The organism is Lederbergia sp. B243.17 (genome assembly GCF_057657925.1).
Genome location: NZ_JBWBKF010000073.1, coordinates 21,146 through 44,682, shown reverse-complemented (window position 1 = coordinate 44,682; position 23,537 = coordinate 21,146). Strand labels below are relative to the sequence as shown.

The following is a 23,537-nucleotide window of genomic DNA, read 5'->3' as shown; positions in this document are numbered from 1 at the left end:
TATTACCGAAAAGGAGCTCGAGGCCATTGAACAAACAACTTAGCAGAGGTTCACTGATTGTGATGTTTCTGGGCTTGCTGGTAATGATGTTTGGCCGGGTACGAGGAGATTTGAATGAGCCGATGGTTCTAATTGCTTTTTCACTTTTATTGCTTGGGGTTGTCTTGAGTTTTATTGCGCTATTCAATGGAGAGAAGGGCATCACAAAAGCCATACCGGCATTACTTTTTTTCACTGTATTATTTTATTTTGTTTGGACCGAGCCTTATTCGTTTTTGTATATGATGACTTGGCTGAAAAATATTTTTTAATTATCGGCTTTTTGATGCCGAAGGGCTCGAATTAGGAGAATTGGATTGAAACAAGGAAACACTGAATTTGAGAGGTGGCGCAGGTATATGATCGAATCTCGGTCGATTTCTTTAACAGCGGTTGCAGACCTGCATGATGACATGCAAGGCTACATGCCTGTCTCGATAGCAATCGGTCCCAATTATGAACTATGCTTGTTGTTGACGAAGGAGCGGCCTCCGTTGATACAGGGCATGTTTCCCCAAACGGTTACGGATACTCCGTATGATTACAAAGTAATTATTTTGCAAAAAGGCGGAAAACGGGTTCTTCATTTTCCCGATGAGAGATGGAATTATCATTTCGTCCAGCCGATTGATGAGGGGCATGTTCTGCTTGCCGGTGCTCGTTCGGTTTATCGGAGTGAGGATGATATCGAGCGGAATGGGCGGGTGTTTTCTATGGATAACAAGTGTATCCGCTCTTTTTGCCTGGGGGATGGAATTCAGGACCTATATGTGGCTCGGGATCGTACAATTTGGACGAGTTATTTTGATGAAGGGGTCTATGGCAATTTCGGTTGGGTAGAGCCGATCGGCAGCAAAGGCTTGATTCGATGGGATGCAGACGGCCGCCAGTTGGAGTGGCACGATGGTTCGACCGGATATTTCATCGATGATTGTTATGCGTTGAATGTTATTTCAGCTGATGAAGTATGGTTCTATTTTTATATGGATTTCAAAATAGGAGTACGGAAGAATGGAAAGACCGACTACTACACGCCCGATATAGAAGGATCCAGCATGTTTGCAGTTTATGGGGATACTCTGCTGATGAATGGCGGCTACGGAGACCGGGACAGATTTTATGAGTTGGAACGGGACGGGTTGTCATATAAAACGGTACGTTCAGTAGAGTTTCTGAAGCCGGACGGCAAGCGTTTAACCCCACAGGCAACGAGCAACCGCGGGAGCAGGATGTTGTTCTTGGATGGCAGTGAACTGTTTCTATTTAATATGGCAGAGCATGGCTTCCATTCGAGCTGAAGCCAGGTGTAAAAACGTTGTATGGCTTTACTCTGTTGCTGTGCTATATTGGCAAAATAATAATAGTAAGAGTTAACTATTAAACTAGCGGCCAATGCTGCAGATTGGATGGTAAATGAATGAGACGGAGAATTGTTTGTTTTGGTGATTCCAATACGTGGGGATTTGATGCTGAAACGCTTGGAAGGTTCCCTGAAGATGTGCGATGGACCGGACTTTTGCAGGAAATGCTTGGGGTTGAATATGCAGTGATTGAAGAAGGGCTTTGCGGGAGAACAAGCGTGTTGGATGATCCATTGTTTGAAGGGCTGAGTGGTTTATAATACATACATCCATGCTTAATGAGCCACTCTCCGCTTGAACTGGCAGTCATCATGGTCGGAACGAACGATACGAAGGAGCGTTTTCGTTTAACGCCTTATAATATTGCCCAAGGCATTGCCAGGTTGTCGCTGAAGGCAAAAAACACAGCTGCTGGACTTAATGGCAACCCGCCTAAAGTGCTGGTCGTCGCGCCTCCTTGCATTGGCCAGGAGTACGTGGATACAGATGTCGCTATGTCGATGGGGACAGGGTGTGCAGAAAAGTCGCGTGATTTCCCTGCCTATTTGAGGGAGATGTTATCGGGCACAGGCATTGATTTCCTTGATGCAAGCAGTCTTGTTCAGATGAATCGGATTGATTATATGCACTTGGATAAAGAAGGGCATGCGCAGATGGCGAAGCTGATCGCGCAGAAGATCAGGGAGATTTTTTGATGTTTTTTTATGAGCTGCCAAGGCTGCAATGCCGTGGCGGTTTTTTTGTTTGTAGATCCATTGGGCAGTTTTAAAAGAATAATTGAACGTTTGGTGTATCAGAAAATCCTGTTGGCTGCCGGGTAGACGAAAGGCATTTGGTTGCAGGGAAGTCAACAACCAAATAAAATTATTATGTTAACAAGTTCGGCAAGCGGAGAGAATAATGGGCTCTAATCGAATTACGAATTGTGAGGAATGGGTATGATACAGGCGAATAATTGAAAAGGAAGAGGTGGAACGGACTTGACGAATTCATGGCATGAGCGGTTTTCGGCAGATGAATATGTCTATGGGAAAGAGCCAAATCCTTTTTTGGCGGAGGCTGCTGCGGCTTTGCCAATCGGCGATGTGTTATGCATAGCGGAAGGGGAGGGGCGGAATGCCGTCCATTTGGCCACGCTCGGACACCAGGTGACAACGTGGGATTTTGCACAGGCTGGCTTGGACAAGACGAAGAAACTGGCGGAAGAGAAATCGGTGCATGTGACGACAGAGCTCCGCGATTTATCGACAGTTGTCTGGGAAGAGAGGAAGTGGGATGCCATCGTCCATATTTTCGGACATGTCCCGCCAGAAATTATGCAGAGGACTTGGGAAGGGATCCGTCTTGCTCTGAAACCCGGCGGCTATTATATCAGTGAGCTGTACACGATAGAACAGCTCAGCTATGGTACCGGTGGACCAAAAGAGAAGGCATTGCTCGTCAATCCTGTCGATGAGTTGAATGCATTTGAAGGCTTCTTCATCAAGCATTTCTTTGTCGGTGAAGTTTTCAGGCAAGAAGGGCTGCTTCATACCGGTGAGGCTCATGTCGTTCAAGCTTTGCTTGAGAAAAAATAATCATACTCCATATGTTTGAGCTGCAAATGGAAGGAAAGACTGTTGACAAACAGGCTGATCTGCCCCTATAATGGGGCTAATCAAATACGAGCGTACTTGGAGGAGTCTGTCACCAAGGGATATTTATGTCCTTTGGTTGCAGGCTCTTTTTGTTTTCTTTGCGATGGTATTGATTTCATAGACTATTCTTTACCTATCAATGAGTGGAAGAAAGAGTAGGAGGAGGAGTTGTTTTGTCTGTTTTGCATGTTGTGATTTTGGCGCCACTGTTTCTGGCGTTATTCGTCCCTTTCTTTTATAGGAAAGTAGGCCGTCTTCATACGGGATGGTTTGTGCTCGGGCTTCCGGCCATTTTGTTCATTTATTTTATCCGGCTTCTCCCTGTACTGAAGGATCAAGGGCCGATTCATGAAAGTTTGGATTGGATCCCTTCACTCGGCATCAATTTTACCGCCTATGTGGACGGTCTCGGGCTGTTATTCGCCCTGCTGATTACGGGAATTGGCGCATTGGTCGTGCTGTATTCCATTTTCTATTTGTCGAAGAAGAAGGAGAACCTCGGCACTTTTTATGTCTATTTGCTGATGTTCATGGGAGCGATGCTCGGCGTTGTGCTGTCGGACAATTTGATCGTCTTGTATGCGTTTTGGGAACTGACTTCGTTCTCATCGTTCCTGTTGATCGGGTTTTGGAATGAGCGTGTACGGTCGCGTTACGGTGCACAAAAGTCGATGCTCATCACTGTTTTCGGCGGCCTTGCTATGCTCGGGGGCTTCCTGCTGCTTCATGTAATGACAGATTCGTTCAGCATCCGGGAAATTATCTCGATGGCGGGCGGCATCTCGTCGGAACCTTTATACATAACTGCACTTGTTCTTGTATTGCTCGGTGCTTTTACAAAATCGGCGCAATTCCCTTTTCACATCTGGCTTCCCGACGCGATGGAGGCGCCGACGCCTGTCAGTGCTTATTTGCACTCAGCGACGATGGTCAAAGCGGGGATTTACCTTGTTGCCCGGATGAGTCCGGTGTTTGCCGAACAGGGTTTATGGCTGTGGCTCGTTGGCGGAATCGGACTTTTGACTCTCTTATGGGGTTCGGTCAATGCAGTGAAACAGACCGACCTGAAGGGAATACTCGCTTTCTCCACGATCAGCCAGCTTGGGCTGATCATGTCCCTGCTCGGCGTTGGTGCGGCAGCCCTGCATTTTACCGAGCTCGATGAAAATCTTTACATGGCGGCAACGTTCGCAGCTGTCTTCCACCTGATTAACCATGCGACATTCAAGGGCAGCTTGTTCATGGTTGCCGGCATCGTCGATCATGAAACGGGCACGAGGGATATCCGCAAACTTGGCGGCCTCCTGCATCTGATGCCGATTACAGCGACGATTGCGTTGATCGGAACCTTTTCGATGGCCGGATTGCCGCCTTTCAACGGTTTCTTGAGCAAGGAGATGTTCCTTGAAAGTATGGTTGATATCATGTCTTTGAAACTGTTCAAGCTTGAAACATTGGGTGTCGTTTTCCCTGTGCTCGCATGGGTGGCAAGTGTCTTCACGTTTATTTACAGCATGCTCCTGTTCTTTAAGACATTTGCCGGCAAATACGTTCCTGAGAAATTGAATGCGAAACCTCATGAAGCACCGGCTGGCATGCTTGTTTCTCCGATCATCCTTGCATTGCTCGTTATCGGATTTGGACTGTTTCCGAATGTGCTTTCTGCTTCCCTTATCCAGCCGGCTGCGGAAGCGATTATGCCGGGAGTTGTGGAAGCGGGTCAATCTTTTGACACCCATATTTCCTTCTGGCACGGTTTTACGCCTGCGCTGTATATGACACTTGGCATCATTGCGGTCGGCATTTTGCTGTACCGGACGTTGCCGAAATGGAAAAAGATCTATGGCACTCTGCCGGAAAAGTTTACGCTGAACTCTCTGTATGACAATGGGCTTGCTTCTGTCGTAAAAGGGTCCAATCGGGTGACGAACCTGTATATGACTGGTTCGATCAGAACGTATATGATCTATATTTTCGTCGGCTTCATCGGCATACTCAGTTTTTCGCTTCTGAAAAAGGATGCTTTTGCTTTGGATGCTTCGAATGTGGCACCAATCGGACTCTATGAAATTCTGCTAACCGTCATCATGGTCAGCGCACTGCTGATCATTATTATGGCGAAATCAAGGCTTACCGCCATCATTGCGCTCGGTGCCGTCGGATATACCGTTGCTTTGTTCTTCCTGCTCTTCCGCGCTCCTGACCTTGTGTTGACACAGTTGGTGATTGAAACGATCTCTGTGGCGCTGTTCCTGCTCTGTTTCCGTTATTTGCCCGATCAGAAAAGGAAAGCGGAAAGGACCGGTTTCAACTTGGTAAACGGGGTGATTGCACTTGGAGTCGGTGTTGTAGTGACACTGATTTCGCTCTCCGCGCACAGCACGAAGCTATTCGATTCGATCGCCCATTACTATGTCGAAAATACGGCGGACAAAGCAGCCGGAGGAAATATGGTCAATGTAATTCTCGTTGACTTCCGCGGCTTTGATACGATGTTCGAAATCGCCGTATTGGGGATTGCTGCACTCGGCATATTTGGCATGATTAAACTAAGGCTTGCGGGGAGGAAGAGTGAATGAAATCAAATGATCTTGTTTTACAAACGGCAACGAAGGTGATTTCCTTCATCATTCTGCTGTTTTCCCTCCATATCTTTTTCGCCGGCCATTACAATCCGGGAGGCGGGTTTGTCGGCGGTTTGCTGACTTCGGGGGCGATCGTGCTCTTGCTGCTCGCCTACGATATCAAAACGGTGGCGGACAGCCTGCCGTTTGATTTCCGGATCATGATAGCGGTCGGGCTGTTGTTTGCCATTGGAACGGGGGCAGGCTCACTGCTTTTCAATGTGCCTTTTCTGACGCATGCCTTCGGCGATGTTACGCTGCCGATCATCGGACAAACTTCCCTTCATACGGCATTGCTGTTTGATATCGGGGTATACCTTGTTGTCGTTGGTGCGACGATGACCATTATTCAGACGATAGGGGAGAGTGAATAATGGAGATTTTAATGTCAATTTTAATCGGCCTGCTGTTTGCGAGTGCCGTCTACTTAATGCTTTCAAAGAATATTCTCCGGATCATCATCGGCACAGGATTGCTCAGTCACGGCGCCCACTTGATGCTAATGACGATGGCTGGATTGAAAAGGGGAGCCGTGCCGCTGCTCGGAGAAAAGGCGGCTGCCTATACGGACCCGATTCCCCAAGCGTTGGTTCTGACAGCGATTGTCATCAGCTTTGGAGTCACGGCCTTTTTCCTCGTCATCGCCTATCGGGCTTATCAGGAGCTGGGGACGGACAACTTGGAAAAGATGAGAGGAACGGATGCAAATGAATAATTTACTGATTCTGCCGATACTCATCCCGCTGGTGACCGCGGTGATCCTGATGTTTTTTGCAAAGAATATCGGCATTCAACGGTGGATTTCCGCCATTTCCATGGCTGGGACCTTCATCGTTTCATTGATTTTAATTAACAAAATTGATCATGCCGGCATCCAAACACTCGATCTTGGAAGCTGGCCGGCGCCTTTCGGGATTACGCTTGTATCGGATATGCTGTCTGCGATGCTTGTGGCAACCGGCTCATTCATCGCCCTTTGCTGCATCTTGTATTCCTTCCGTTCAATCGGGGTGGAGCGCGAGAAGTTTTACTACTATTCTATCGTTCAATTTTTGATGGTCGGGGTGAACGGTGCCTTCACGACAGGTGATATTTTCAACATGTTCGTCTTTTTTGAAGTGATGCTCATGTCTTCGTACGTATTGATTGTCATCGGCGGGACGAAGATCCAGCTTCGGGAATCGATCAAGTACCTGCTTGTGAATGTAACCTCCTCAGCATTGTTCGTCATCGCAGTCGCATTCCTGTATTCGATGGTAGGGACGCTGAACATGGCCCATATTTCGGAAAGGATTGCCGAGGCGGGACAGCCGGGGCTGATGACGGTCGTCGCCGTACTCTTTTTGATCGTATTCGGATTAAAAGGTGGGATCTTCCCGCTCTTTTTCTGGCTGCCGGGTTCGTATTCCGCGCCGCCTGCACCAATTATCGCCTTGTTCGGGGCGTTGTTGACGAAGGTGGGGGTCTATTCGATCCTGCGGACGTATACGCTGTTTTTCTATCATGATCAAGGGTTTACCCATGAGCTGCTTGTTGTGTTGTCGCTTATTACGATAGTGCTTGGATCGGTCGCAGCAATTGCGTACAGAGATATGAAAAAGATCATCATTTACAATATTGTCGTTGCGATCGGGGTGATTGCGTACGGCATCGGTACGATGAATGCCGATTCGTTGAGCGGCTCCGTCTTTTACCTGATTCATGACATGATCATTAAGGCGGCGCTGTTCATGATTGCCGGTGTGATCATTGCCGTGACAGGGACCGGAGATTACCGGAATTTCAGCGGGCTGCTGCGTCATTACCCGCTGCTTGGCTGGACGTTCTTCCTATCCATCCTGGCACTTGCGGGGATTCCTCCACTGAGCGGGTTTGTCGGGAAGCTTCTGATTGCCGGCGGCGGTTTTGCGGCGGGGGATGCTGTTGGCGCACTGATTGTCCTCTTCTCCAGTTTGTTTGTCCTGTACTCGCTTATGCGGGTATTCATTAACGGGTTTTGGGGGGATCCGGAGGGGAGCAGAGTGAAGGCGGAAGTGCCGGTCGGGAAACTGCTCATCCCGGTTCTCCTGTTGATGGCCGCCTCCGTAGGTTACGGAGTGTTTTCCGAGTTTGTTCATGGATACGTCTCCCAGGCGGTGGAGGTACTAATCGATCCGGCTCTATACATTGAAGCGGTGTTACGCAAATAAAGGGGGAATGCACAATGGCGTTTCAAATCCTGTTGAATGTATTCCTGGCGTGTTTATGGATGTTTTTTGAGAGCTCTGTTAAGCTGTCCACGTTTTTGACCGGCTATCTGCTCGGGCTGCTCATTATCTTTATCATGCGCAGGTTTCTCTCCTCAAGATTGTATATTTACCGGGTGTTCGCGGTGATCTGGCTAGTTCTATTGTTTTTGAAAGAACTCGTACTTTCGAACATCGCCGTGCTGAAAATTGTCCTGAATCCCAAACTGGATATCCGTCCGGGGATATTTGCCCTGGAAACGCAACTTGAAAAGGATTGGGAAATTACCCTTCTGGCCAATTTGATCACGTTGACCCCCGGTACACTCGTTGTCGATTTGTCGAAAGACAATAAGACACTTTATATTCATTCTGTCGATATTGAAGATGCGGATGAGGCAGCAGAGAGCATCCGGCAATCTTTTGAAAAAGCGATCATGGAGGTGAGCCGCTGATGCTCGATATCGTATTGAAAATCGCCCTTGTCGGCTTCGCACTGTCTTCCGTTATCATTCTCGTTCGGATGGTCAAAGGCCCATCGACGCCGGACCGGATTGTCGCACTGGATGCGATGGGCATCAATTTGGCGGCGATCACCGGCCTCATGTCGATGATTTTCCACACGAAGGCTTTCCTGGACGTAATTCTGCTTTTCGGCATCCTGTCGTTTATCGGCACGGTCGCCTTCTCAAAATTCCTGGAAAAAGGAGTGATCATCGAAAATGAGCGCCGCAGCTGAATGGGCGATTGCCATTTGCGTCCTGATCGGCACATTCCTGAGCCTCGTATCTGCATTCGGCATGTACCGGCTCCCGGATGTGTATACAAGAAATCACGCAGCATCCAAATCAACGACCCTTGGGGTATTGTTCACCTTGCTGGGAACATTGATTTACTTCTATGCTTTTGACGGGGAATTCAACGCAAGAGTCGTCCTTGGGATCATTTTCATCTTTATCACTGCTCCGGTTGCCGGGCAATTGATCAGCCGGGCTGCATATTATACAGGAGTGAAAATGTCGGAACGGAGTGTAAGGGACGATTTAAAATTGAAAAGATAAGAGAGAGCTGTCTGGATCTATGCCGGACAGCTTTTCAAAATTCTTCGCGGGGAGGGCAAAGGATGAAACAAGCTGATGATAAAGGGATCTCTGTTCTTAGCTATTTCAAAGTAAAAAGGTTCATCGAGTTCAATGTCCAAAAGGTTGTGAGGACAGAGCACAGCTTGATTTTGTCCAAACAGGCCATTTCTGCAGAACACCAGCAGTTTCCGATCGTAGACATTTTTGATTTATCGTATAAGCCTTTCTCGGACAACTCCGGTCTTCTGTACTTGCACACCAGACAGGGCGTATTTGCCTTTGATGTGGACACCAATCCGAGTGTTTTCATGGAGAAAGCCCTGCAGCAAATCAAAAATGGAGGCTCTGGTTTATAGGCAGGCATCCTTAAAATGGCAGGTCTTGGGGTTCTCGGGTTCCGTTTTCGGGTATACCAATGGTGCAGCTTTCTTTCAAGCTAGTTGAACTCATACTTGAACAGAAGGATATCTATTGGAAAGGAAGTGGGCACATGACGAGAAAACTTTGGTTCCAGACCGGGGTCGCTCTCCTGCTGGCCATCTTGATCATCAAGTACTTTTTGGAGATCAATTATCTCTTTTCGCCGATCGGCATTATCGTTAAGACGATTCTTCTGCCTGTCATTTTCGGCGGTGTGCTTTTTTATTTGGCTGAGCCGGTGCAGCGCAGGCTTGAAGCGAGCAAAGTGCCTCGCTGGGGCAGCATTTCGATCATTGTTGTCTGCCTTGCTGTCATTGTTTGGGTGTTCTTTGCGCTGATCGGGCCAAAGGTTTCAACCCAGGTGAACAGCCTGATTGAAAATGCGCCAAAGCTGTCAAGAGAGTTGAGCGAGATTCGCATCAATGTCATGCAGCAAAAGGAAAATTTGCCGGAACAACTCCAAGATTCGCTAGACAGTGCGCTTGATTCATTGAAATCAGCCGCGGTAAAGTTCGGCGTTTGGGTATGGCAATTTTTGCAATCATTGGTTCAGGCCGTTGTGCTGCTTGTCCTCGTCCCGTTTTTCTTCATTTTCATGTTGAAGGACCACGAGAAGTTTGCTCCCCGCATTTATAACTTGTTTAGAGGAGAGAAGAGGGAATGGGTGAAAAAGACGCTGAACGATATCGACAACGTCTTGCGCTCTTATATTCAGGGGCAGCTGCTGATCAGTACGATCCTAGCCCTGCTCATTCTAATCGGCTACCTGATCATCGGGCTTGAATACGCATTGCTGCTAGCAATATTCGCCCTTTTCATGAACGTCATTCCGTTTCTCGGCCCGTGGATTGCTTTCGCTCCCGCCGTTATCATCGGCTACTTGCAGGACCCGAAGCTTGTCATCTGGGTATCCGTCGTAACACTTGCTGCCCAGCAGATTGACAGTCATCTCATCACGCCGAACATCATGGGGAAGACGCTCGACATCCATCCGCTTACTGTCATCACCCTGCTTTTGGCAGCTGGAAGCATCGCGGGTTTCTTTGGCATCCTTCTCGCCATCCCAACATACGCAGTCATCAAAGTAGTAGTCATCAATATATATGAACGGAGAAAAGAGATCAAAGGTGCTGCCACAAAAGAAATATAGCCTCGGTTCAGGGATGTCCGGAATGTCAGTGGATACTGATATCCGGACATCCTTTTATTTTTGTTTGCTGAAAAACAAACGTTCAGCTTATTTGTTTGTTTTATTTATTGACCGAATGCCGACAAAATGGTAAAGTTATGGCTGAAGAGTAAACAAAATATCGTTTTGTTTATAAATATAAAGGGTGTGTAAAGAGAACATGGGAAAATCGGAATTGTTTTGGGATGCCGATTTGGCAGAGCTGAAGAGAGGGTATGCCGAGGAGGGGGAATCGTATCGTTGCCTCCTTTGCGGCCATCAAACCGAAAAGGGGATCGTTTACCCTTTTCAAGACGTTCTTTATGATGCGGAACGATTCATGCGGATCCATATTGAAGTGACCCATCAATCGGTATTTGAATCTTTGCTGGAGATGGATAAAAAACTGACAGGGTTGACCGATCATCAAAAAGGACTGCTGCGGCTATTTTATCAAGGGAAAAGTGACAAGGAAGTCCAAGAGGAGCTGGAAATCGGCAGTGCGTCGACTATTCGCCATCACCGTTTTTCTTTAAAGGAGAAGGAGCGCCAGGCGAAGGTGTTTCTGGCGATCATGGAGCTGTTGAAGGAAAAGGATGCCTATGCCCCTGCCTTCGTTCCGCCTCATCAGAATGCAACAATGGTAGATGATCGTTATGACATCACCGGTGAGGAGCAGGAGGAAATTATCCGGAAATTCATGCCGGAAGGAGCTTCGGGCCGCCTGAAGAAATTTCCGCCGAAGGAAAAGCAAAGACTTGTCGTGCTTCGAGCTGCAGCAAAAAGACTGGAGACTGGCAGAACCTACTCTGAACGGGAACTAAACAGGATACTGGGGGACTTCTTCGAAGATTATGTTCTCGTCAGAAGGTATTTAATCGACTATGGTTTTCTCGACCGAACAAAAGACGGCAGGGAATACTGGCTGAAGGACTATTGAAAGGGAGAGAGTCATGGATCGTAAAAAACAGCTGAAGCAAGAGTTTAAAGAAGTTGCCGTGGAGGCAGGAGTTTATCAGATCAGAAACAATGTAAACGGAAAAACCTTTATCGGCCGGACACGGAACATTAAAACGCTGAATGGCGTGAAATTCACTCTCGTCAATGGCACTCATATCAATAAGCTGCTCCAATCCGAGTGGAAAGAATATGGTGGGGATGCATTCACGATTGAAGTGCTTGAAGTCGTAAAGAAATCTGACGATCCGTATTTCAATGAAAAAGAGGCGTTGGCAGAGTTGGAGCAAAAATGGCTGGAGAAACTGCAGCCATATGGGGAGAAAGGATATCATGGATGAAGAACGGGGGACCAGCTGGCACGCTGGTCCCCCGTTTTTTCGTCCTCTTAATTAGCATGTTGGATCTGGATCTTTTTCATGATGAATGAAGCAACCATCCAGCTTGCGACGAGAGCCAACCCGGATGCAATCCTCCCGCCGGCAGCCGGCAGGTTCGGCATGGCTGCGCTGATGACGATCAAAAAGAAAGCAAAGGTTGCTGCAAGTAAAAACAGTTTTACGACTAACCCTTTCATCCTGCACCCCTCCAATCTTTCATCTCCTTAATTTTACCAAATGCCAAACTGCAATACCACCATTTGTCAGACTTGAAAAAAGATTTGTTTTATTTGTAATATATTCTTTACATAATGTAAAAAATATATTACTCTGTATACAGGAGGTGGGGGAAGTGCCAAACGGTCAGGAATATAAAATCAGCAACCGGATTGCCATTTTGAGGGCGGAGAAAGGACGGTCGCAGAAGGAAGTGGCGGATGCCCTCGGTGTGAGCCGCCAAACGATCATCTCATTGGAGAAAAATCGTTACAATCCTTCTCTTCGTTTGGCCTTTGAACTTGCGGTTTACTTTCAAGTCGATTTACACGAAGTTTTTCAATACGAAAGGACGGAGGACTGAAACATGATCAAAATCTTGACGCTCATCTATATCATCATTTTCTTCTGCGCCGTTTTCCTTTCCTTGAAATTTGAATGGGGAAAGGAAGGAAAGGATGAACGGGGCAAAGGGATTATCAGCCAATCATATCGCCTCGTTTTCCCGGTACTGCCGCTTGGGTGGCTAGCGCTTGAGATGTACAGCGACTATGTAAATGAACTTTCGTATGCGGCTTATAAAATGGCGATCTGGCTCATTTTGACAGCGATGATGATTTTGCATGCGTTGACGATAGAAGTGTTGAAGAGAAGATATTGAAAAAGGGGGAGCTGTTGTGAATCTTTTTGTCTGGACCATCCTTGCTTTGGCCGCGCTTTACGTACTTTGGCCCTTGCTTCGGAAGGAGAAGCGGATAAAAGGTGTTTTGAAAAGAATGGTGGTTGTTGCGGCGATTGTTCTCGGTACCATCATCGGGGCTGCTGTACTGGGGATGTCCATTCCGGGCGGGATTATCATTGGTTGTGTAATTTCGATATTACTGGACCGGAGGACGTATACGAAAAATCGTCTGATCGTATATGGTGCAGGCATTGTCCTTTTAGCGGTTTCCGCATTTCTGTTTATACGAGACAATCCCGCTTATGTGCTCAAGCATCTGGAGAAGAACCCGGATTCGTCCTCGTTCTACCTGTCTCAAAATGGGGAACCGCTTGTAAGCTATCAATCTGATGCGATCCGGCCGCTTGCGAGCACCGTGAAAATTGCGATTGCTTACGAATATGCGAATCAGGTTGCAGATGGCCGGCTTGATCCGGAGCAGCCGGTTTCATTAAAGGAATTGGAGCGTTTTTATATTGAAAGGACGGATGGCGGAGCGCATGAGGCCTGGCTTGAAGAAATGGAGAATGAGGGGAAAACCGATAATGGCGAGGTCTCTTTGCAAGAAGTGGCAAAAGGGATGGTCAAGTTCAGCTCGAATGCGAACACAGACTATCTGACGCGATTGCTCGGCAGTGACGCGATTAATGAAAGTGTGCGCTCTTTCGGCCTGTCAAACCACGAGGAAATCTATCCAATTGTGGGTGCGTTGCTCGTTCCGGAAAGGGTTAGAGAAGCCGGGTGGGACGATAAGGAGCTCATTCAGGAGCTGGAAAAAATGCCGATGGATCGGTACCGTTCTCTCGCCTTTGAATTGGACGGAAAATTGGCGGCAGGGGAAGCGGATAAAAACAACTTGGCCTTGCCGTTCGATGTCCAGAAGGTCTGGTCGGATCGCCTGCCTGGAGCGACTGCGGCTGAATACGGCCGGCTCATGTCCGCTGTTTCAAAAGAGGAATTTCCGCCAGCGGTCAATGAAACAATGCGGGAGCTGCTCGAGTGGCCGATGGAATTCAATCCTGGGAATAAGGAGAGATTTCGCCACCTAGGGATAAAAGGCGGATCGACGGCCTTTATTTTGAATCAGGCAATGTATGCCGAGACATTGGAAGGAGACAAGTTTGAAATTGTCGTGTTGACGGATGAACTGAATGAGATGGAATCGCGTCTCCTCACCAAGAATATGAATTCCTTTGTGTCCAAGATCATCGGAAGCGAAGAATTCCGCAAAGAAGCGGAGAAGCGGTTGGGAGCAGCAAAGGAATGAGGAAGAACATAACAATGAAATTTACAAATGGTATAATGGAAGTAACAAAGTTTTGGTGAGGCGAAAAGTGTGTAAAGACGCAATCTGAGCAGTACTGACCGATACACATTCATTTAAATAGGATGAAAAAGCATCTGCCCAGGTGCTTTTTCTGTTTTTCGATTTACATAGTATAGGAGGCGGATTCGATGAAATACAACTGGTGGAAAGTGTTTGATTTGAAGTATCCGATTATTCAGGCACCGATGGCAGGCTCCACCCCGCCGGAATTTGTTGCAGCTTGCTGCGAAGCGGGCATTCTTGGATCCCTCGGGGCGGGTTATATGACCGCAGAGGCAACCCGAAAAGCCATCAAGGGCATTCGTTTGCTGACAGATAGGGCATTTAATGTGAACCTTTTCGTCCCGGAAAATGCCGAGCGGGATTCAAACATCATCCATGAAGCACATACAGCTCTTCGGCCATTTCGGGAAGAACTCGGTCTGCCGGATGAACTGCCCGCGTTAAGCGAGAGTGAATTTGCCGAACAAGTTGATGTAATAATCGAAGAGCAGGTCCCTGTCGTGTCATTCACATTTGGCTTGCCGGGTGAGAGGACGGTTTTCCAGCTGAAAGCAGCAGGTGCCTTCCTCATTGGAACGGCGACAACACCAGAAGAGGCTGCGCTTGCCGAACAGGCCGGGATGGACGCGGTTGTGCTGCAAGGCAAGGAGGCGGGCGGCCACCGCGGATCATTCGAAGGAAAGGACAGGTTCCTTCCACTGGCAGAGCTATTGGCGGTGACAAGAGGACGGATCCCAATCATTGCTGCCGGCGGTATGTATGATGCTGAGACGGTCAAGCGGGCACTTAATGGCGGTGCTTCTGCCGTTCAGGTTGGCTCTGCGCTCCTCGTCTCGGAAGAAAGCGGGGCAAACCCGCTCCACAAGCAGGCCATCCTCAATTCCGCTCCTGATGCTACGGTAATCACAAAGGCATTCAGCGGAAAAAATGCAAGAGGGCTGGAGAATTGCTTCACACGTGACATGGCCGAAGCGACAGTTGCTCCTTATCCGATCCAGAATGACCTGACAAAAACAATCCGTACGGAAGCGGCTCGGCAAGGAAATCGGGAGCTTCTGTCCCTTTGGTGCGGAGAAAATGGCTGGAGGAGTCAAGCTGGCACGGTCGCCGAAATTGTCAGGCGGCTTGCGGGTGAAGATGAGGCGGACTGATAATAGAGGGGTATGTTCCGAGGGCAGGTGGAGAAGATGATGTCAGATATGGATTGGGCACTGGGTGATTTGTCCGGCGATGTTTACTTCAGCTTGATGTATTTCTCTATTGATGGGGAAATCTTGTCCTTGATCATTGACGTAACTTATGAAGATGATGACGAGGTTTTGCAAAAATGGGAGGTTCAATGCTTCGATTTTCAAGACCATCAACTGGATCTCTATAACGTTGAAGAGATTGAAGAAGTGGAGGAGCATCCGAAACTTTGGAGGTACAATCAGCGGAGTGTTGACTTGTTTTTCAAAGGGAAGCCGGCAAACATCCATGAGCTGATCGGAGAGCTGTATGTCGGCCAGCAACGGCTTACCGGCGGAATGCTTCTTCTCGAGACCTTCCTGAACTGCAATAAAAATGGCAGCGGCGATTTGGAGTGGCTCCTTTCCTGTGGGCAGGGGCAGTTTTCGCAAGCGCCTCAAGAGCTATCCTCGCTTTATGAAAAAATATTGCTGAAGCACGGCATAAAAACGTCCGGACTGTCTTGCAGCCAACAGAAACAGAATAAGCGGTACAGGCTGCTTTTGTTCGGCGATTCCTATGTAATAGCAGAAAGGTTTGTGGCGAAGCGTTTGAGTTGAGAGGCCGAACGTATTGAAGCCCAAAAGAAAGCCGCAGATGCCAAAAAACCGACACATCTTTATGGTGAAAGTAGCGCTTCTCATTGACATCTAAATCTCATCTCTATAATATGATTCGTATGCGATGTATCGTGTACGATTCTTTTTTTGTTAAAGGGGGGAACCGGATTGGAAAAAGCTGATTTTATTGGCGATTCGATTGATTTTTTGCATCGATATACGATGAAAAGTCTGCAGAAGACGGCGGAAGAGCATGGGGTAACGATTCCTCAGGTGCGCGTCATTGGTGAGGTGTTCGCCCACCAGACTGTGAGCATTAAGCAGCTTTCACAAAACTTGAAAATGACGCAAAGCACCGTTTCGGATATTGTCGAAAGGCTGATTTCCAAAGGGTTTCTCGTGAAGAAGCCAAATGAGAAGGATAAGCGGCTCGTCGATATCACGCTGTCTGAAAGGCTGGCGAAAGAGATCGATGAAAGTGTGGCCCAGCTGCAAAATCAGGCTATCACAAGTGCTTTGGCTTTGTTGGAGCCGCAGGAACAGGAGATTGTCGAGCAGGGAATGAAATTATTGGTCTCCGCTGTCAAAGAGAAGATGGCAGTTGAAGGGATGGGCAATTATGAGTTCTTTGATATCTTGTACTTCTCCGAAAAGGATAAGAGGAAGAAATAAACAGAAAATCGGGGGATGTCAAGATGAGGAACATTATAAAAGCGCGCTGGGCGATTTTGGTCATTTGGCTCGTTGCCACTATCGTGTTGACCGTCATTCAGCCGGATGTCAATGCCATCCTGCGTGACCAGGGCCAGGAAGGCACAAGCAAAGACAGCCCATCTGTCAGGGCAAGTGACATATTGAAGAAAATGGATACGACGAAAGGGACGGACAACCTGATCGTTTTCCATGACAAAAATAAAATTTCCGATGCGGAAATGAAGAAAATCGAGAAAGCAGTCGATTCTGTCCGTGATGACAGCTCGAAGCTCGGCATTGCGAACATGATCGATCCGTTCAGCATGCCGGATGCGAAAAGCTCTCTAGTATCCAAGGACGGCACGACCGTCATGGTGAGCTACAAGCTCGATAAAAAGGACAGGGAAATCGATGACATCAAGGCGCAGTTGGAGAAGACGATCGGCAACGTTCCGGTCGACTACTATTTGAGCGGCGAGGATTTCATCAATAATGATTATTTGAAGGCAACCCAGGCAGGCGTCGAGAAAAGTGCCGCGCTGACGGTCATCTTTATTTTGGTCGTGCTGATTATTGCGTTCCGTTCGGTAGTGACGCCGTTCGTATCGCTGATTGCTGTCGCGTTTTCCTATCTCGTCTCGATGGGGATTGCCGCCCAGCTGATCGACAAAGCTGGTTTTCCGATTACGAGCCTGACCCAAATGCTGCTCGTGCTCATTCTTTTCGGAGTCGGAACAGATTACAATATTCTGCTTTTCAACCGGTTCAAGGAAGAATTGGCGCATGGCCATTCGATCGATGTCGCGATTGTCACAACATACCGGACGGCAGGAAAAACCATTGCCTACAGCATTTTGACTGTATTCATCGCATTCCTTGCACTCGTTTTCTCGGAATCGCCGATCTATCAGTCCGGTGTAGTCGTCGTCATTGGTGTTTCGATCTTGCTGCTTGAAATTTTGACGTTGACGCCATTTATCATGAAAGTGCTCGGCAAAAAACTTTTTTGGCCATCAAAGAACGCTGGCGGCCACAAGGAAAATAAATTCTGGAGTGTAGCCTCGATCGCCGGCACAAAGCACCCGATCATCATTACGCTGATCGTCCTGCTCATTGTCGGGCCAATGGTTATCTTCCATGAAGAAAAATTGAATTTTGATACGGTCGGGGAGCTAGGAAACAAATATCCTTCCTCGAAAGCGATCAATCTTGTTTCCGAACACTTTGGCAAAGGGCAGTCGATGCCTGCCACTGTCGTGATTGAAACGAAAAAAGGAATGGACAACAATGAGTCCCTTGCGGTCATTGACAATATTACGGAAAGATTGAAAGGCTTGAAAGGGGTCAAGCAGGTATCCTCTGTAACCCAGCCGCTTGGAAAAAGGATTGACGAGTTTTATGTGAGCGGCCAGATGGGAACGGTGACGGACGGATTGTCACAAACCCAAAACGGAGTGGATGCCATTTCAGAAGGAATGAAAGAGGCCGAAGAGCAGCTTGGCCAAGCTGATTTTTCCGAAGTCGGCCAGCTCGTTGACGGCACGGCGGAACTCCAGAACGGCGTATCCGCAATGGAAGACGGCTTGAAGAAAATCCAAGCGGGCATCGATGATGGAACGGGCAACCCGCAGACGATTGCCAACGGTCTTGCTGCGATTGAAACGAATTTGGCCAAAATGGGCAGCGGCGTTTCGCAGCTTGCGGATAATTACGGAAAAATGCAGGCTGGTTATAAGGAAATCGGCACGCATTACCAAGGAGCAGTCCAAGCCCTTCTCGGTGTGAAAGATGCTATTGCGCCAATGCAGGGGATGGTTGCGGGCCTCGGAAGCAGCTATCCGGAACTGGCGGCCGATGAACAATACCAGAGCCTGAAAGGGACATTGGATGGATTGGCTTCTTCGCTTAGTGCCATTACGCCGGAAAGCATGAGAGGGTTGAATGAGCAATACAATGCATTGACTGGCGGTTTCGGCACAGCCAATCAAAACCTTGCCGGCATTAGCAGCGGCATGCAGCAAATGTCAGCTGGACTCACAAAGCTGAAAGCGGGGCTCGGCGAAGCGTCAGCCGGAATCGGTACGATCGCAGCCAATATGGGCAGTGTCAATGAAGGCCTGGAGCAGATGAAAAACGGCCAGAAACAGCTTGCCGACGGATTGAACGGCTTTGGCGAGTTCGGAAGCCAGTTGTCGGAAGTGACCGGCGGTCTGGAATCCATCTCAGACGGAATCGGCCAGACAAACGGTTATCTGTCCCAGCTGAACACGAACAAAAACTTCTTCATCCCTGAAGAAGCATTGACAGCGGATGAGTTCAAAGGCTCTTTGGATGCTTTCATGTCTGATGACAGAACAGTCACGAAGATGACGGTCATTTTGAATGATGATCCATATTCAAATGATGCATTGAAAACCGTCGACAAGATCAATTCGACGCTTGCAACCGGTCTGAAAGGGTCGGTCCTCTCCGATGCGAAGTATGGTACGGCGGGATCCAGTGCAACAACGAAGGACATGAACGACATTCTTTCGAGGGACTTGAACAAAACGACCATCATCGTCATTGCCGGCGTCTTGCTTGTATTGTTCGTTGTCATCCGGTCGTTCTGGACACCGGTATTCATTACGGCTTCCCTTTTAGGGGCATACTACGCGGCGATGTTCATCGTCAAAACGATTTTCATCGATTGGCTCGGATATGCGGGACTCTCTTCCTTTGTCCCATTCTTCTCCTTCATCATCATCGTTTCACTGGGAGTGGATTACAGCATCTTCCTGATGATGCGCTTCAAGGAGTATCCGGATCTGTCGCCTAAAGAGGCGATTGTCCAGGCTTCCAAGCATATCGGCGGCGTCATCATCTCTGCCGTCATCATCCTTGGCGGCACATTCGCGACCCTTATCCCGGCGGGAATCGTCCTGCTGACGGAACTCGCACTCGCGGTCATCATCGGCCTGATCGTCCTTTGCTTCATCCTCTTGCCTGTCTTCCTGCCGGCGTTGATCGCCTTGCCGGAAACATTGGCAAAAGTAGCTGAAAAAAGAGGGAAAGACGTAAGGGTCGGAGAGAAAACGATCTGAAAATAGAGTAAAAATGAATAGAAATAAGAAGCAGGCTCTGCCGGGTGCAGAGTCTGCTTTTTTATATGATTGAAGTCTGAATTTTCTCTCGGATGATGGTATCATTATAGGTTAAGGAGGCGATTGATTTGAAAATCAGGCGAGTGACTTTGCGAACGCATAAAGTAGACGAATTGAAAGAATTTTATGGAGGAAAACTGGGGTTTGCCCTTCAAGAAGATACACCGGATCGTTTTCACTTCCAAATCGGAGAGAGTACGCTGGAATTTAGCGGAGAGCATGTGGCTGGAGAGCCTTATTATCATTTTGCTCTTACAATCCCAGCCGATCAATTCAAGGAGGCAAAGGCGTGGGCGCAGGGAAAAGCAACGCTTTTGCGGGAAGATGGAGAAGACGAGGTGTACTTTACAAATATAAAAGCACATTCCTGTTATTTTGAAGATCCGGCAGGAAATATTGTTGAACTCATTGCCAGAATCCAACCCCATCCCCCTTATGAATTGCCATTCTCAGAGAAAAACATGTTGACGATCAGTGAAATCGGCCTCGTTGTAAAAAATCCGCAGGAAGTTGGAAAGACATTCATCGGAGCGGGCATTTTTGAAAGAGATCGTGACCCAATTTCCTCCACTTCCTTAAACTTTATGGAAGTGGAGAAAGACGGAGCCTTCATTCTTCTTGCAGGTCCTGGACGCAGGTGGCTTTTTTCAGAAAAGAAATCGAAAATTTTCCCGTTGAACATAACGCTAACAAATAATATGGAAGTCGGCGTCGATGAAGCGGGCGAGTTTTATATGATTCCTGGCCTGGGAGATATTCATAGTGAGGAGGAGCAACGTGGATCTTCAACTGTATAAGGAAGCTTTGCCCTATTTCAAGCAGACGGTAAGGGGAGAGACAGCAGACCCGGAAATTGCACTGACAGAAGAAGACTCGATGGTGCAAGTGGATTTTGTTGATGACCTGATCATTACTTTTTTAGTTGATGATCCTGCTGCCGGGCTTTTCAAGTATGTTCAAAATGGCGAATTGCCTTCGGGCGGTGAGGAACTGTTAAATTTTGCTGTCGGCAATCTTTATCGGCTTGTAGAGGAACACGGTTTGAGAATGCGAGAGTTGGGCGATGACTGCTTTGCGCTGCTCCTCGACGGGAATTTTGAAGCGTCCCTGCTTTTGCTCGATGATGTATGGGATCATACATTGATCCAGTTTGCCCCTGACGGCTATGCGGCAGCTATTCCATCCAGGGATGTCCTTGCCTTTTGCAACGCTGGATCAGACAAAGGAACTCGAAAGCTGGAAAGCATCATTTGTTCGGTTTGGGAAAACGGCGACTATTTATTAAGCGACAAGGTGCTGAAAAGAGAAGAGGGGAAGTGGTTGTGCCGATGATGCGGTATGTACATACAAAACGGAGAGGGTTGCGATGAGTAGTGAATCGACCAATGAACAAAGGGGCAAGCGAAACGGAGATAGCAGATGTTGAAGTTCGGATGAATGCAGTTTTTCCGGCAGTGTTCAAAGCATTTTTATCCTGCACAAACGGCGTTTCCATCGGCGGCGGAGTGTTGATCTATGGCACTGAAGAGCTCGCTGAACGAAATGAAACTTGGGAAGTGGCCGAATATGCGCAAGGATTTGTCGCAATCGGGGATGACGGCGGCGGCCGGGTCTTATTGATGAAACAACAACCCGATGAGAAACAAGTATGGATGGCAGATGCGGGTGATATGAACCCGGGTCATGCTGAGGTCATTACAGAGGATTTTAACGAGTGGGTGAAGCAGGGCTGTGCAGTTGCACCGGATTTGGATACAATCGCTAATCCATCCGAGCGTTGCCGCATCTTGCTGGTGCGTATGCCTGAGGGAAAGATGAACGATTTGTTGGAGATGAAGAAGGTTTTCGGATTGAAGACCTCAGCGGCCGACCTGCTAAAGGGAACAAGAAACCTTCCTTACGTAGTAACGGAAGGAATCTCATCCAGTAAGGCAAAAAAACTGATTGAGAAATTGGGGCCGGCTGGCCGAGCCCTGAAAATCGAGCCTGCTAATGAATAGCTGGCAGACAAATGGAAATTCCCTTTGTCAGTGTACGCCAAAAGTGGAAGCGGCTTTTGGTGTGGACGGCAACTGGGGATTTTTTTGTTTGAGTGGATATGAGCGCAAGAGGCGGCAGGAGAATATCCACTCATGCCTTCTTGTCTACTCTCTTGAGCCTTCCTCCTTGGAAACTCCCCCCTTCCTACCTTTTCCGGAACCATCCTAAAACACCCCCGCCTGTTCTGCAATTTCATCGGACAGGCATACATATTCAAGGCTGTCCCGCATATTTATTAGATAGTGAATGTGAACTAGCGGAGGTGAGGACGTGAAGACGATACTGTCCATGCTGCCGGGCGGGGTTGCCGGGATGATTTCCGCCTTGCCGGAAGGCGTCGTTTCCGAGATAGAGGAGATCCGCTTTAGAGTCGGCCGTCCGGTCGAAGTCTCCGCAAGAGGAAAGCCGCAATTTCTGCCTTATGTCTTTTCAAAAGAGGATGCCGAACGATTAATCGGGAAATTGTCGAACCATTCATTGTACGCCATGGATGAGGAATTAAGGATGGGCTATGTCACGATCGAGGGCGGCCACCGGGTCGGACTTGCCGGGAAAGTCATTTTGGAAGGCGGGTCTGTCAAGGCGATTCGGCATCTCTCCTCTTTCAATATTCGGGTGGCACGGGAGAAAATCGGGATTGCCGATCCGCTGATCCCGTTACTGTTTGAAGGACGGTGGCTAAATACGATGATTATCGGGGCCCCACAAACCGGCAAGACGACCTTGCTTCGGGATTTGGCGAGATGGATTTCTCTCGGCAGCTCTACTATCCGATCCCATAAAGTCGGCATTGTCGATGAACGGTCCGAAATCGCCGGCTGTGTCGGCGGTGTCCCGAGCCTGCAGTTCGGACCGCGTGTCGATGTGCTGGATGCGTGCCCGAAGGCTGAAGGGATGATGATGATGATCCGCTCGATGAGCCCCGAAGTGCTCATTGCTGACGAAATAGGGCGTCGGGAAGACAGTGAAGCGATTATGGAAGCGGTCAATGCCGGAGTCGGATTTATGATGACGACACACGGCAGCAGCTTGGATGAAATAAGGATTAGGCCACTATTGCGCCGGATCATCGAGGATAAGGTTTTCTCAAGATTTATTCTGCTGGCAAGAGGGAGCGGCCCGGGAACGGTTAGCATGGTCCTGGATGGAGAGGGACGGCCGTTGAAGCTGCAGCCGCAGAGGGTCTCCCATGCTTAAGTGGCTGGGGGCCGCCCTGATTCTTGGCGGTGCAACGTGGGGAGGGTTCGAGTTATCCCGCTCGCTCCGCGAAAGACCCGCCCAGCTGCGCCTTCTCCGCAACAGCCTGCAGACACTTGAAGCTGAAATCATGTTCGGGCATACACCCGTCAAAGAGGCGGCCGTAAAAATTGCAGCAGGGATCTCTGAGCCGGTTTCCGGTTTTTATCGCTACTTTGCCGAACGGCTTGACGGGGAAAGGACAGTTCAGGACGCATGGGAAGAGGCGCTTGAACATGCTTGGGAACATTCCTCGTTTAAAGCGCCTGAAAGGGAGATTATGTTCCGGTTCGGCGAAAATCTCGGCAAGCATGACCGCCACCTGCAGCAAAAGCAGATCATGCTCGCCCTCAATCATCTCGAACGGGAAGAGACGGCGGCACGGGAAAAACAAACACATTATGAAAACATGGTGAAAAGCCTCGGGTTTTTGGGCGGGCTGCTCTTTATCATTTTGCTTTTATAATGTTCAGGGGGT

Annotated in this window: 29 protein-coding genes; 28 read left to right on the top strand and 1 reads right to left on the bottom strand. The window is 48.4% G+C overall.

All coding sequences use genetic code 11. The annotated features are described in order from the left end of the window. Positions 1-26: 26 nt before the first annotated feature. From AC0TWI_RS13630 to AC0TWI_RS13555, 16 genes are all read left to right on the top strand, one after another. Positions 27-311 (top strand): hypothetical protein, encoded by a 285-nt coding sequence (locus tag AC0TWI_RS13630; RefSeq protein ID WP_488126889.1) that lies wholly within the window; start codon positions 27-29, stop codon positions 309-311. An 87-nt stretch (positions 312-398) separates the two neighbouring features. Then, a complete protein-coding gene (locus AC0TWI_RS13625) occupies positions 399-1,337 on the top strand; it encodes a hypothetical protein (protein WP_488126888.1) in 939 nt (312 codons plus the stop codon). 119 nt (positions 1,338-1,456) lie between these two features. After that, positions 1,457-1,660 carry a hypothetical protein gene (locus AC0TWI_RS13620; protein WP_488126887.1) on the top strand — a complete coding sequence of 68 codons (204 nt, stop codon included), beginning with the start codon at positions 1,457-1,459 and terminating at the stop codon, positions 1,658-1,660. Positions 1,661-1,678: 18 nt separating this feature from the next. Next, positions 1,679-2,095, top strand: a complete 417-nt coding sequence (locus tag AC0TWI_RS13615) for an SGNH/GDSL hydrolase family protein (protein WP_488126886.1) — start codon at positions 1,679-1,681, stop codon at positions 2,093-2,095. 285 nt (positions 2,096-2,380) lie between these two features. Beyond that, a complete protein-coding gene (locus AC0TWI_RS13610) occupies positions 2,381-2,977 on the top strand; it encodes a class I SAM-dependent methyltransferase (protein WP_488126885.1) in 597 nt (198 codons plus the stop codon). Between the two features lie 233 nt (positions 2,978-3,210). Then, positions 3,211-5,616 carry a Na+/H+ antiporter subunit A gene (locus tag AC0TWI_RS13605; RefSeq protein WP_488126884.1) on the top strand — a complete coding sequence of 802 codons (2,406 nt, stop codon included), beginning with the start codon at positions 3,211-3,213 and terminating at the stop codon, positions 5,614-5,616. Continuing rightward, a complete protein-coding gene (locus AC0TWI_RS13600) occupies positions 5,613-6,035 on the top strand; it encodes a Na(+)/H(+) antiporter subunit B (protein WP_488126883.1) in 423 nt (140 codons plus the stop codon). The genes AC0TWI_RS13605 and AC0TWI_RS13600 overlap by 4 nt, the downstream gene beginning before the upstream one ends. Then, positions 6,035-6,376, top strand: coding sequence for a Na(+)/H(+) antiporter subunit C (locus AC0TWI_RS13595; protein WP_488126882.1), 342 nt, complete (start codon positions 6,035-6,037; stop codon positions 6,374-6,376). The genes AC0TWI_RS13600 and AC0TWI_RS13595 overlap by 1 nt, the downstream gene beginning before the upstream one ends. Next, positions 6,369-7,850, top strand: coding sequence for a Na+/H+ antiporter subunit D (locus AC0TWI_RS13590; protein WP_488126881.1), 1,482 nt, complete (start codon positions 6,369-6,371; stop codon positions 7,848-7,850). The genes AC0TWI_RS13595 and AC0TWI_RS13590 overlap by 8 nt, the downstream gene beginning before the upstream one ends. Positions 7,851-7,864: 14 nt before the next feature. Continuing rightward, the gene (locus tag AC0TWI_RS13585; RefSeq protein WP_488126880.1) at positions 7,865-8,341 is read left to right on the top strand and encodes a Na+/H+ antiporter subunit E; all 477 of its coding nucleotides are present in this window, start codon (positions 7,865-7,867) and stop codon (positions 8,339-8,341) included. Continuing rightward, positions 8,341-8,625, top strand: coding sequence for a Na(+)/H(+) antiporter subunit F1 (locus AC0TWI_RS13580; protein WP_488126879.1), 285 nt, complete (start codon positions 8,341-8,343; stop codon positions 8,623-8,625). Before AC0TWI_RS13585 ends, AC0TWI_RS13580 begins: the two co-directional genes overlap by 1 nt. Continuing rightward, a complete protein-coding gene (mnhG, locus tag AC0TWI_RS13575) occupies positions 8,609-8,947 on the top strand; it encodes a monovalent cation/H(+) antiporter subunit G (RefSeq protein WP_488126878.1) in 339 nt (112 codons plus the stop codon). The genes AC0TWI_RS13580 and mnhG overlap by 17 nt, the downstream gene beginning before the upstream one ends. Before the next feature lie 62 nt (positions 8,948-9,009). Continuing rightward, positions 9,010-9,324, top strand: a complete 315-nt coding sequence (locus AC0TWI_RS13570; protein ID WP_488126877.1) for a hypothetical protein — start codon at positions 9,010-9,012, stop codon at positions 9,322-9,324. A 134-nt stretch (positions 9,325-9,458) separates the two neighbouring features. Next, positions 9,459-10,538, top strand: a complete 1,080-nt coding sequence (locus tag AC0TWI_RS13565) for an AI-2E family transporter (RefSeq protein WP_488126876.1) — start codon at positions 9,459-9,461, stop codon at positions 10,536-10,538. Positions 10,539-10,737: 199 nt separating this feature from the next. Continuing rightward, a complete protein-coding gene (locus AC0TWI_RS13560) occupies positions 10,738-11,496 on the top strand; it encodes a DUF2087 domain-containing protein (protein ID WP_488126875.1) in 759 nt (252 codons plus the stop codon). Positions 11,497-11,509: 13 nt separating this feature from the next. Continuing rightward, complete coding sequence (locus tag AC0TWI_RS13555; RefSeq protein ID WP_488126874.1) at positions 11,510-11,854, top strand: GIY-YIG nuclease family protein; 345 nt, start codon at positions 11,510-11,512, stop codon at positions 11,852-11,854. A 47-nt stretch (positions 11,855-11,901) separates the two neighbouring features. On the opposite strand, the gene AC0TWI_RS13550 is transcribed toward AC0TWI_RS13555, so the two are convergent. Continuing rightward, positions 11,902-12,090, bottom strand: coding sequence for a hypothetical protein (locus AC0TWI_RS13550; protein ID WP_488126873.1), 189 nt, complete (start codon positions 12,088-12,090; stop codon positions 11,902-11,904). A gap of 155 nt (positions 12,091-12,245) precedes the next feature. On the opposite strand from AC0TWI_RS13550, the gene AC0TWI_RS13545 reads away from it, so the two are divergent. The 12 genes from AC0TWI_RS13545 (at position 12,246) to spoIIIAB (ending at position 23,525) form a co-directional block, all read left to right on the top strand. Further along, a complete protein-coding gene (locus AC0TWI_RS13545) occupies positions 12,246-12,473 on the top strand; it encodes a helix-turn-helix transcriptional regulator (RefSeq protein ID WP_488126872.1) in 228 nt (75 codons plus the stop codon). A gap of 3 nt (positions 12,474-12,476) precedes the next feature. Beyond that, positions 12,477-12,770 (top strand): hypothetical protein, encoded by a 294-nt coding sequence (locus tag AC0TWI_RS13540; protein ID WP_488126871.1) that lies wholly within the window; start codon positions 12,477-12,479, stop codon positions 12,768-12,770. Between the two features lie 16 nt (positions 12,771-12,786). Beyond that, positions 12,787-14,097 (top strand): serine hydrolase, encoded by a 1,311-nt coding sequence (locus AC0TWI_RS13535; protein ID WP_488126870.1) that lies wholly within the window; start codon positions 12,787-12,789, stop codon positions 14,095-14,097. A gap of 188 nt (positions 14,098-14,285) precedes the next feature. Further along, complete coding sequence (locus AC0TWI_RS13530) at positions 14,286-15,311, top strand: NAD(P)H-dependent flavin oxidoreductase (RefSeq protein ID WP_488126869.1); 1,026 nt, start codon at positions 14,286-14,288, stop codon at positions 15,309-15,311. A gap of 39 nt (positions 15,312-15,350) precedes the next feature. Then, on the top strand, positions 15,351-15,947 hold the full coding sequence (locus tag AC0TWI_RS13525) for a hypothetical protein (RefSeq protein ID WP_488126868.1): 597 nt from the start codon (positions 15,351-15,353) through the stop codon (positions 15,945-15,947). Between the two features lie 168 nt (positions 15,948-16,115). Further along, the gene (locus AC0TWI_RS13520; RefSeq protein ID WP_488126867.1) at positions 16,116-16,619 is read left to right on the top strand and encodes a MarR family winged helix-turn-helix transcriptional regulator; all 504 of its coding nucleotides are present in this window, start codon (positions 16,116-16,118) and stop codon (positions 16,617-16,619) included. A gap of 23 nt (positions 16,620-16,642) precedes the next feature. After that, positions 16,643-19,723, top strand: coding sequence for an MMPL family transporter (locus AC0TWI_RS13515; protein ID WP_488126866.1), 3,081 nt, complete (start codon positions 16,643-16,645; stop codon positions 19,721-19,723). A 128-nt stretch (positions 19,724-19,851) separates the two neighbouring features. Next, positions 19,852-20,580: a VOC family protein gene (locus AC0TWI_RS13510; RefSeq protein WP_488126865.1), complete on the top strand. Its 729-nt coding sequence runs from the start codon at positions 19,852-19,854 to the stop codon at positions 20,578-20,580. After that, a complete protein-coding gene (locus tag AC0TWI_RS13505; protein WP_488126864.1) occupies positions 20,561-21,115 on the top strand; it encodes a DUF1444 domain-containing protein in 555 nt (184 codons plus the stop codon). Before AC0TWI_RS13510 ends, AC0TWI_RS13505 begins: the two co-directional genes overlap by 20 nt. A gap of 41 nt (positions 21,116-21,156) precedes the next feature. Beyond that, on the top strand, positions 21,157-21,783 hold the full coding sequence (locus AC0TWI_RS13500) for an SMI1/KNR4 family protein (RefSeq protein ID WP_488126863.1): 627 nt from the start codon (positions 21,157-21,159) through the stop codon (positions 21,781-21,783). A 310-nt stretch (positions 21,784-22,093) separates the two neighbouring features. Beyond that, positions 22,094-23,020, top strand: coding sequence for a stage III sporulation protein AA (gene spoIIIAA, locus AC0TWI_RS13495; protein ID WP_488126862.1), 927 nt, complete (start codon positions 22,094-22,096; stop codon positions 23,018-23,020). Then, positions 23,013-23,525, top strand: coding sequence for a stage III sporulation protein SpoIIIAB (gene spoIIIAB / locus AC0TWI_RS13490; RefSeq protein WP_488126861.1), 513 nt, complete (start codon positions 23,013-23,015; stop codon positions 23,523-23,525). The genes spoIIIAA and spoIIIAB overlap by 8 nt, the downstream gene beginning before the upstream one ends. Positions 23,526-23,537: the final 12 nt, after the last annotated feature.

What these genes read in the sequence shown, in the direction of transcription:
- AC0TWI_RS13625 (WP_488126888.1), top strand. Translation starts at nt 399, where the DNA reads ATGATCGAATCTCGGTCGATTTCTTTAACAGCGGTTGCAGACCTGCAT.
- AC0TWI_RS13620 (WP_488126887.1), top strand. Translation starts at nt 1,457, where the DNA reads ATGAGACGGAGAATTGTTTGTTTTGGTGATTCCAATACGTGGGGATTT.
- AC0TWI_RS13615 (WP_488126886.1), top strand. Translation starts at nt 1,679, where the DNA reads ATGAGCCACTCTCCGCTTGAACTGGCAGTCATCATGGTCGGAACGAAC.
- AC0TWI_RS13600 (WP_488126883.1), top strand. Translation starts at nt 5,613, where the DNA reads ATGAAATCAAATGATCTTGTTTTACAAACGGCAACGAAGGTGATTTCC.
- AC0TWI_RS13595 (WP_488126882.1), top strand. Translation starts at nt 6,035, where the DNA reads ATGGAGATTTTAATGTCAATTTTAATCGGCCTGCTGTTTGCGAGTGCC.
- AC0TWI_RS13590 (WP_488126881.1), top strand. Translation starts at nt 6,369, where the DNA reads ATGAATAATTTACTGATTCTGCCGATACTCATCCCGCTGGTGACCGCG.
- AC0TWI_RS13585 (WP_488126880.1), top strand. Translation starts at nt 7,865, where the DNA reads ATGGCGTTTCAAATCCTGTTGAATGTATTCCTGGCGTGTTTATGGATG.
- AC0TWI_RS13580 (WP_488126879.1), top strand. Translation starts at nt 8,341, where the DNA reads ATGCTCGATATCGTATTGAAAATCGCCCTTGTCGGCTTCGCACTGTCT.
- mnhG (WP_488126878.1), top strand. Translation starts at nt 8,609, where the DNA reads ATGAGCGCCGCAGCTGAATGGGCGATTGCCATTTGCGTCCTGATCGGC.
- AC0TWI_RS13570 (WP_488126877.1), top strand. Translation starts at nt 9,010, where the DNA reads ATGAAACAAGCTGATGATAAAGGGATCTCTGTTCTTAGCTATTTCAAA.
- AC0TWI_RS13565 (WP_488126876.1), top strand. Translation starts at nt 9,459, where the DNA reads ATGACGAGAAAACTTTGGTTCCAGACCGGGGTCGCTCTCCTGCTGGCC.
- AC0TWI_RS13560 (WP_488126875.1), top strand. Translation starts at nt 10,738, where the DNA reads ATGGGAAAATCGGAATTGTTTTGGGATGCCGATTTGGCAGAGCTGAAG.
- AC0TWI_RS13555 (WP_488126874.1), top strand. Translation starts at nt 11,510, where the DNA reads ATGGATCGTAAAAAACAGCTGAAGCAAGAGTTTAAAGAAGTTGCCGTG.
- AC0TWI_RS13550 (WP_488126873.1), bottom strand. Translation starts at nt 12,090, where the DNA reads ATGAAAGGGTTAGTCGTAAAACTGTTTTTACTTGCAGCAACCTTTGCT.
- AC0TWI_RS13540 (WP_488126871.1), top strand. Translation starts at nt 12,477, where the DNA reads ATGATCAAAATCTTGACGCTCATCTATATCATCATTTTCTTCTGCGCC.
- AC0TWI_RS13530 (WP_488126869.1), top strand. Translation starts at nt 14,286, where the DNA reads ATGAAATACAACTGGTGGAAAGTGTTTGATTTGAAGTATCCGATTATT.
- AC0TWI_RS13525 (WP_488126868.1), top strand. Translation starts at nt 15,351, where the DNA reads ATGTCAGATATGGATTGGGCACTGGGTGATTTGTCCGGCGATGTTTAC.
- AC0TWI_RS13515 (WP_488126866.1), top strand. Translation starts at nt 16,643, where the DNA reads ATGAGGAACATTATAAAAGCGCGCTGGGCGATTTTGGTCATTTGGCTC.
- spoIIIAB (WP_488126861.1), top strand. Translation starts at nt 23,013, where the DNA reads ATGCTTAAGTGGCTGGGGGCCGCCCTGATTCTTGGCGGTGCAACGTGG.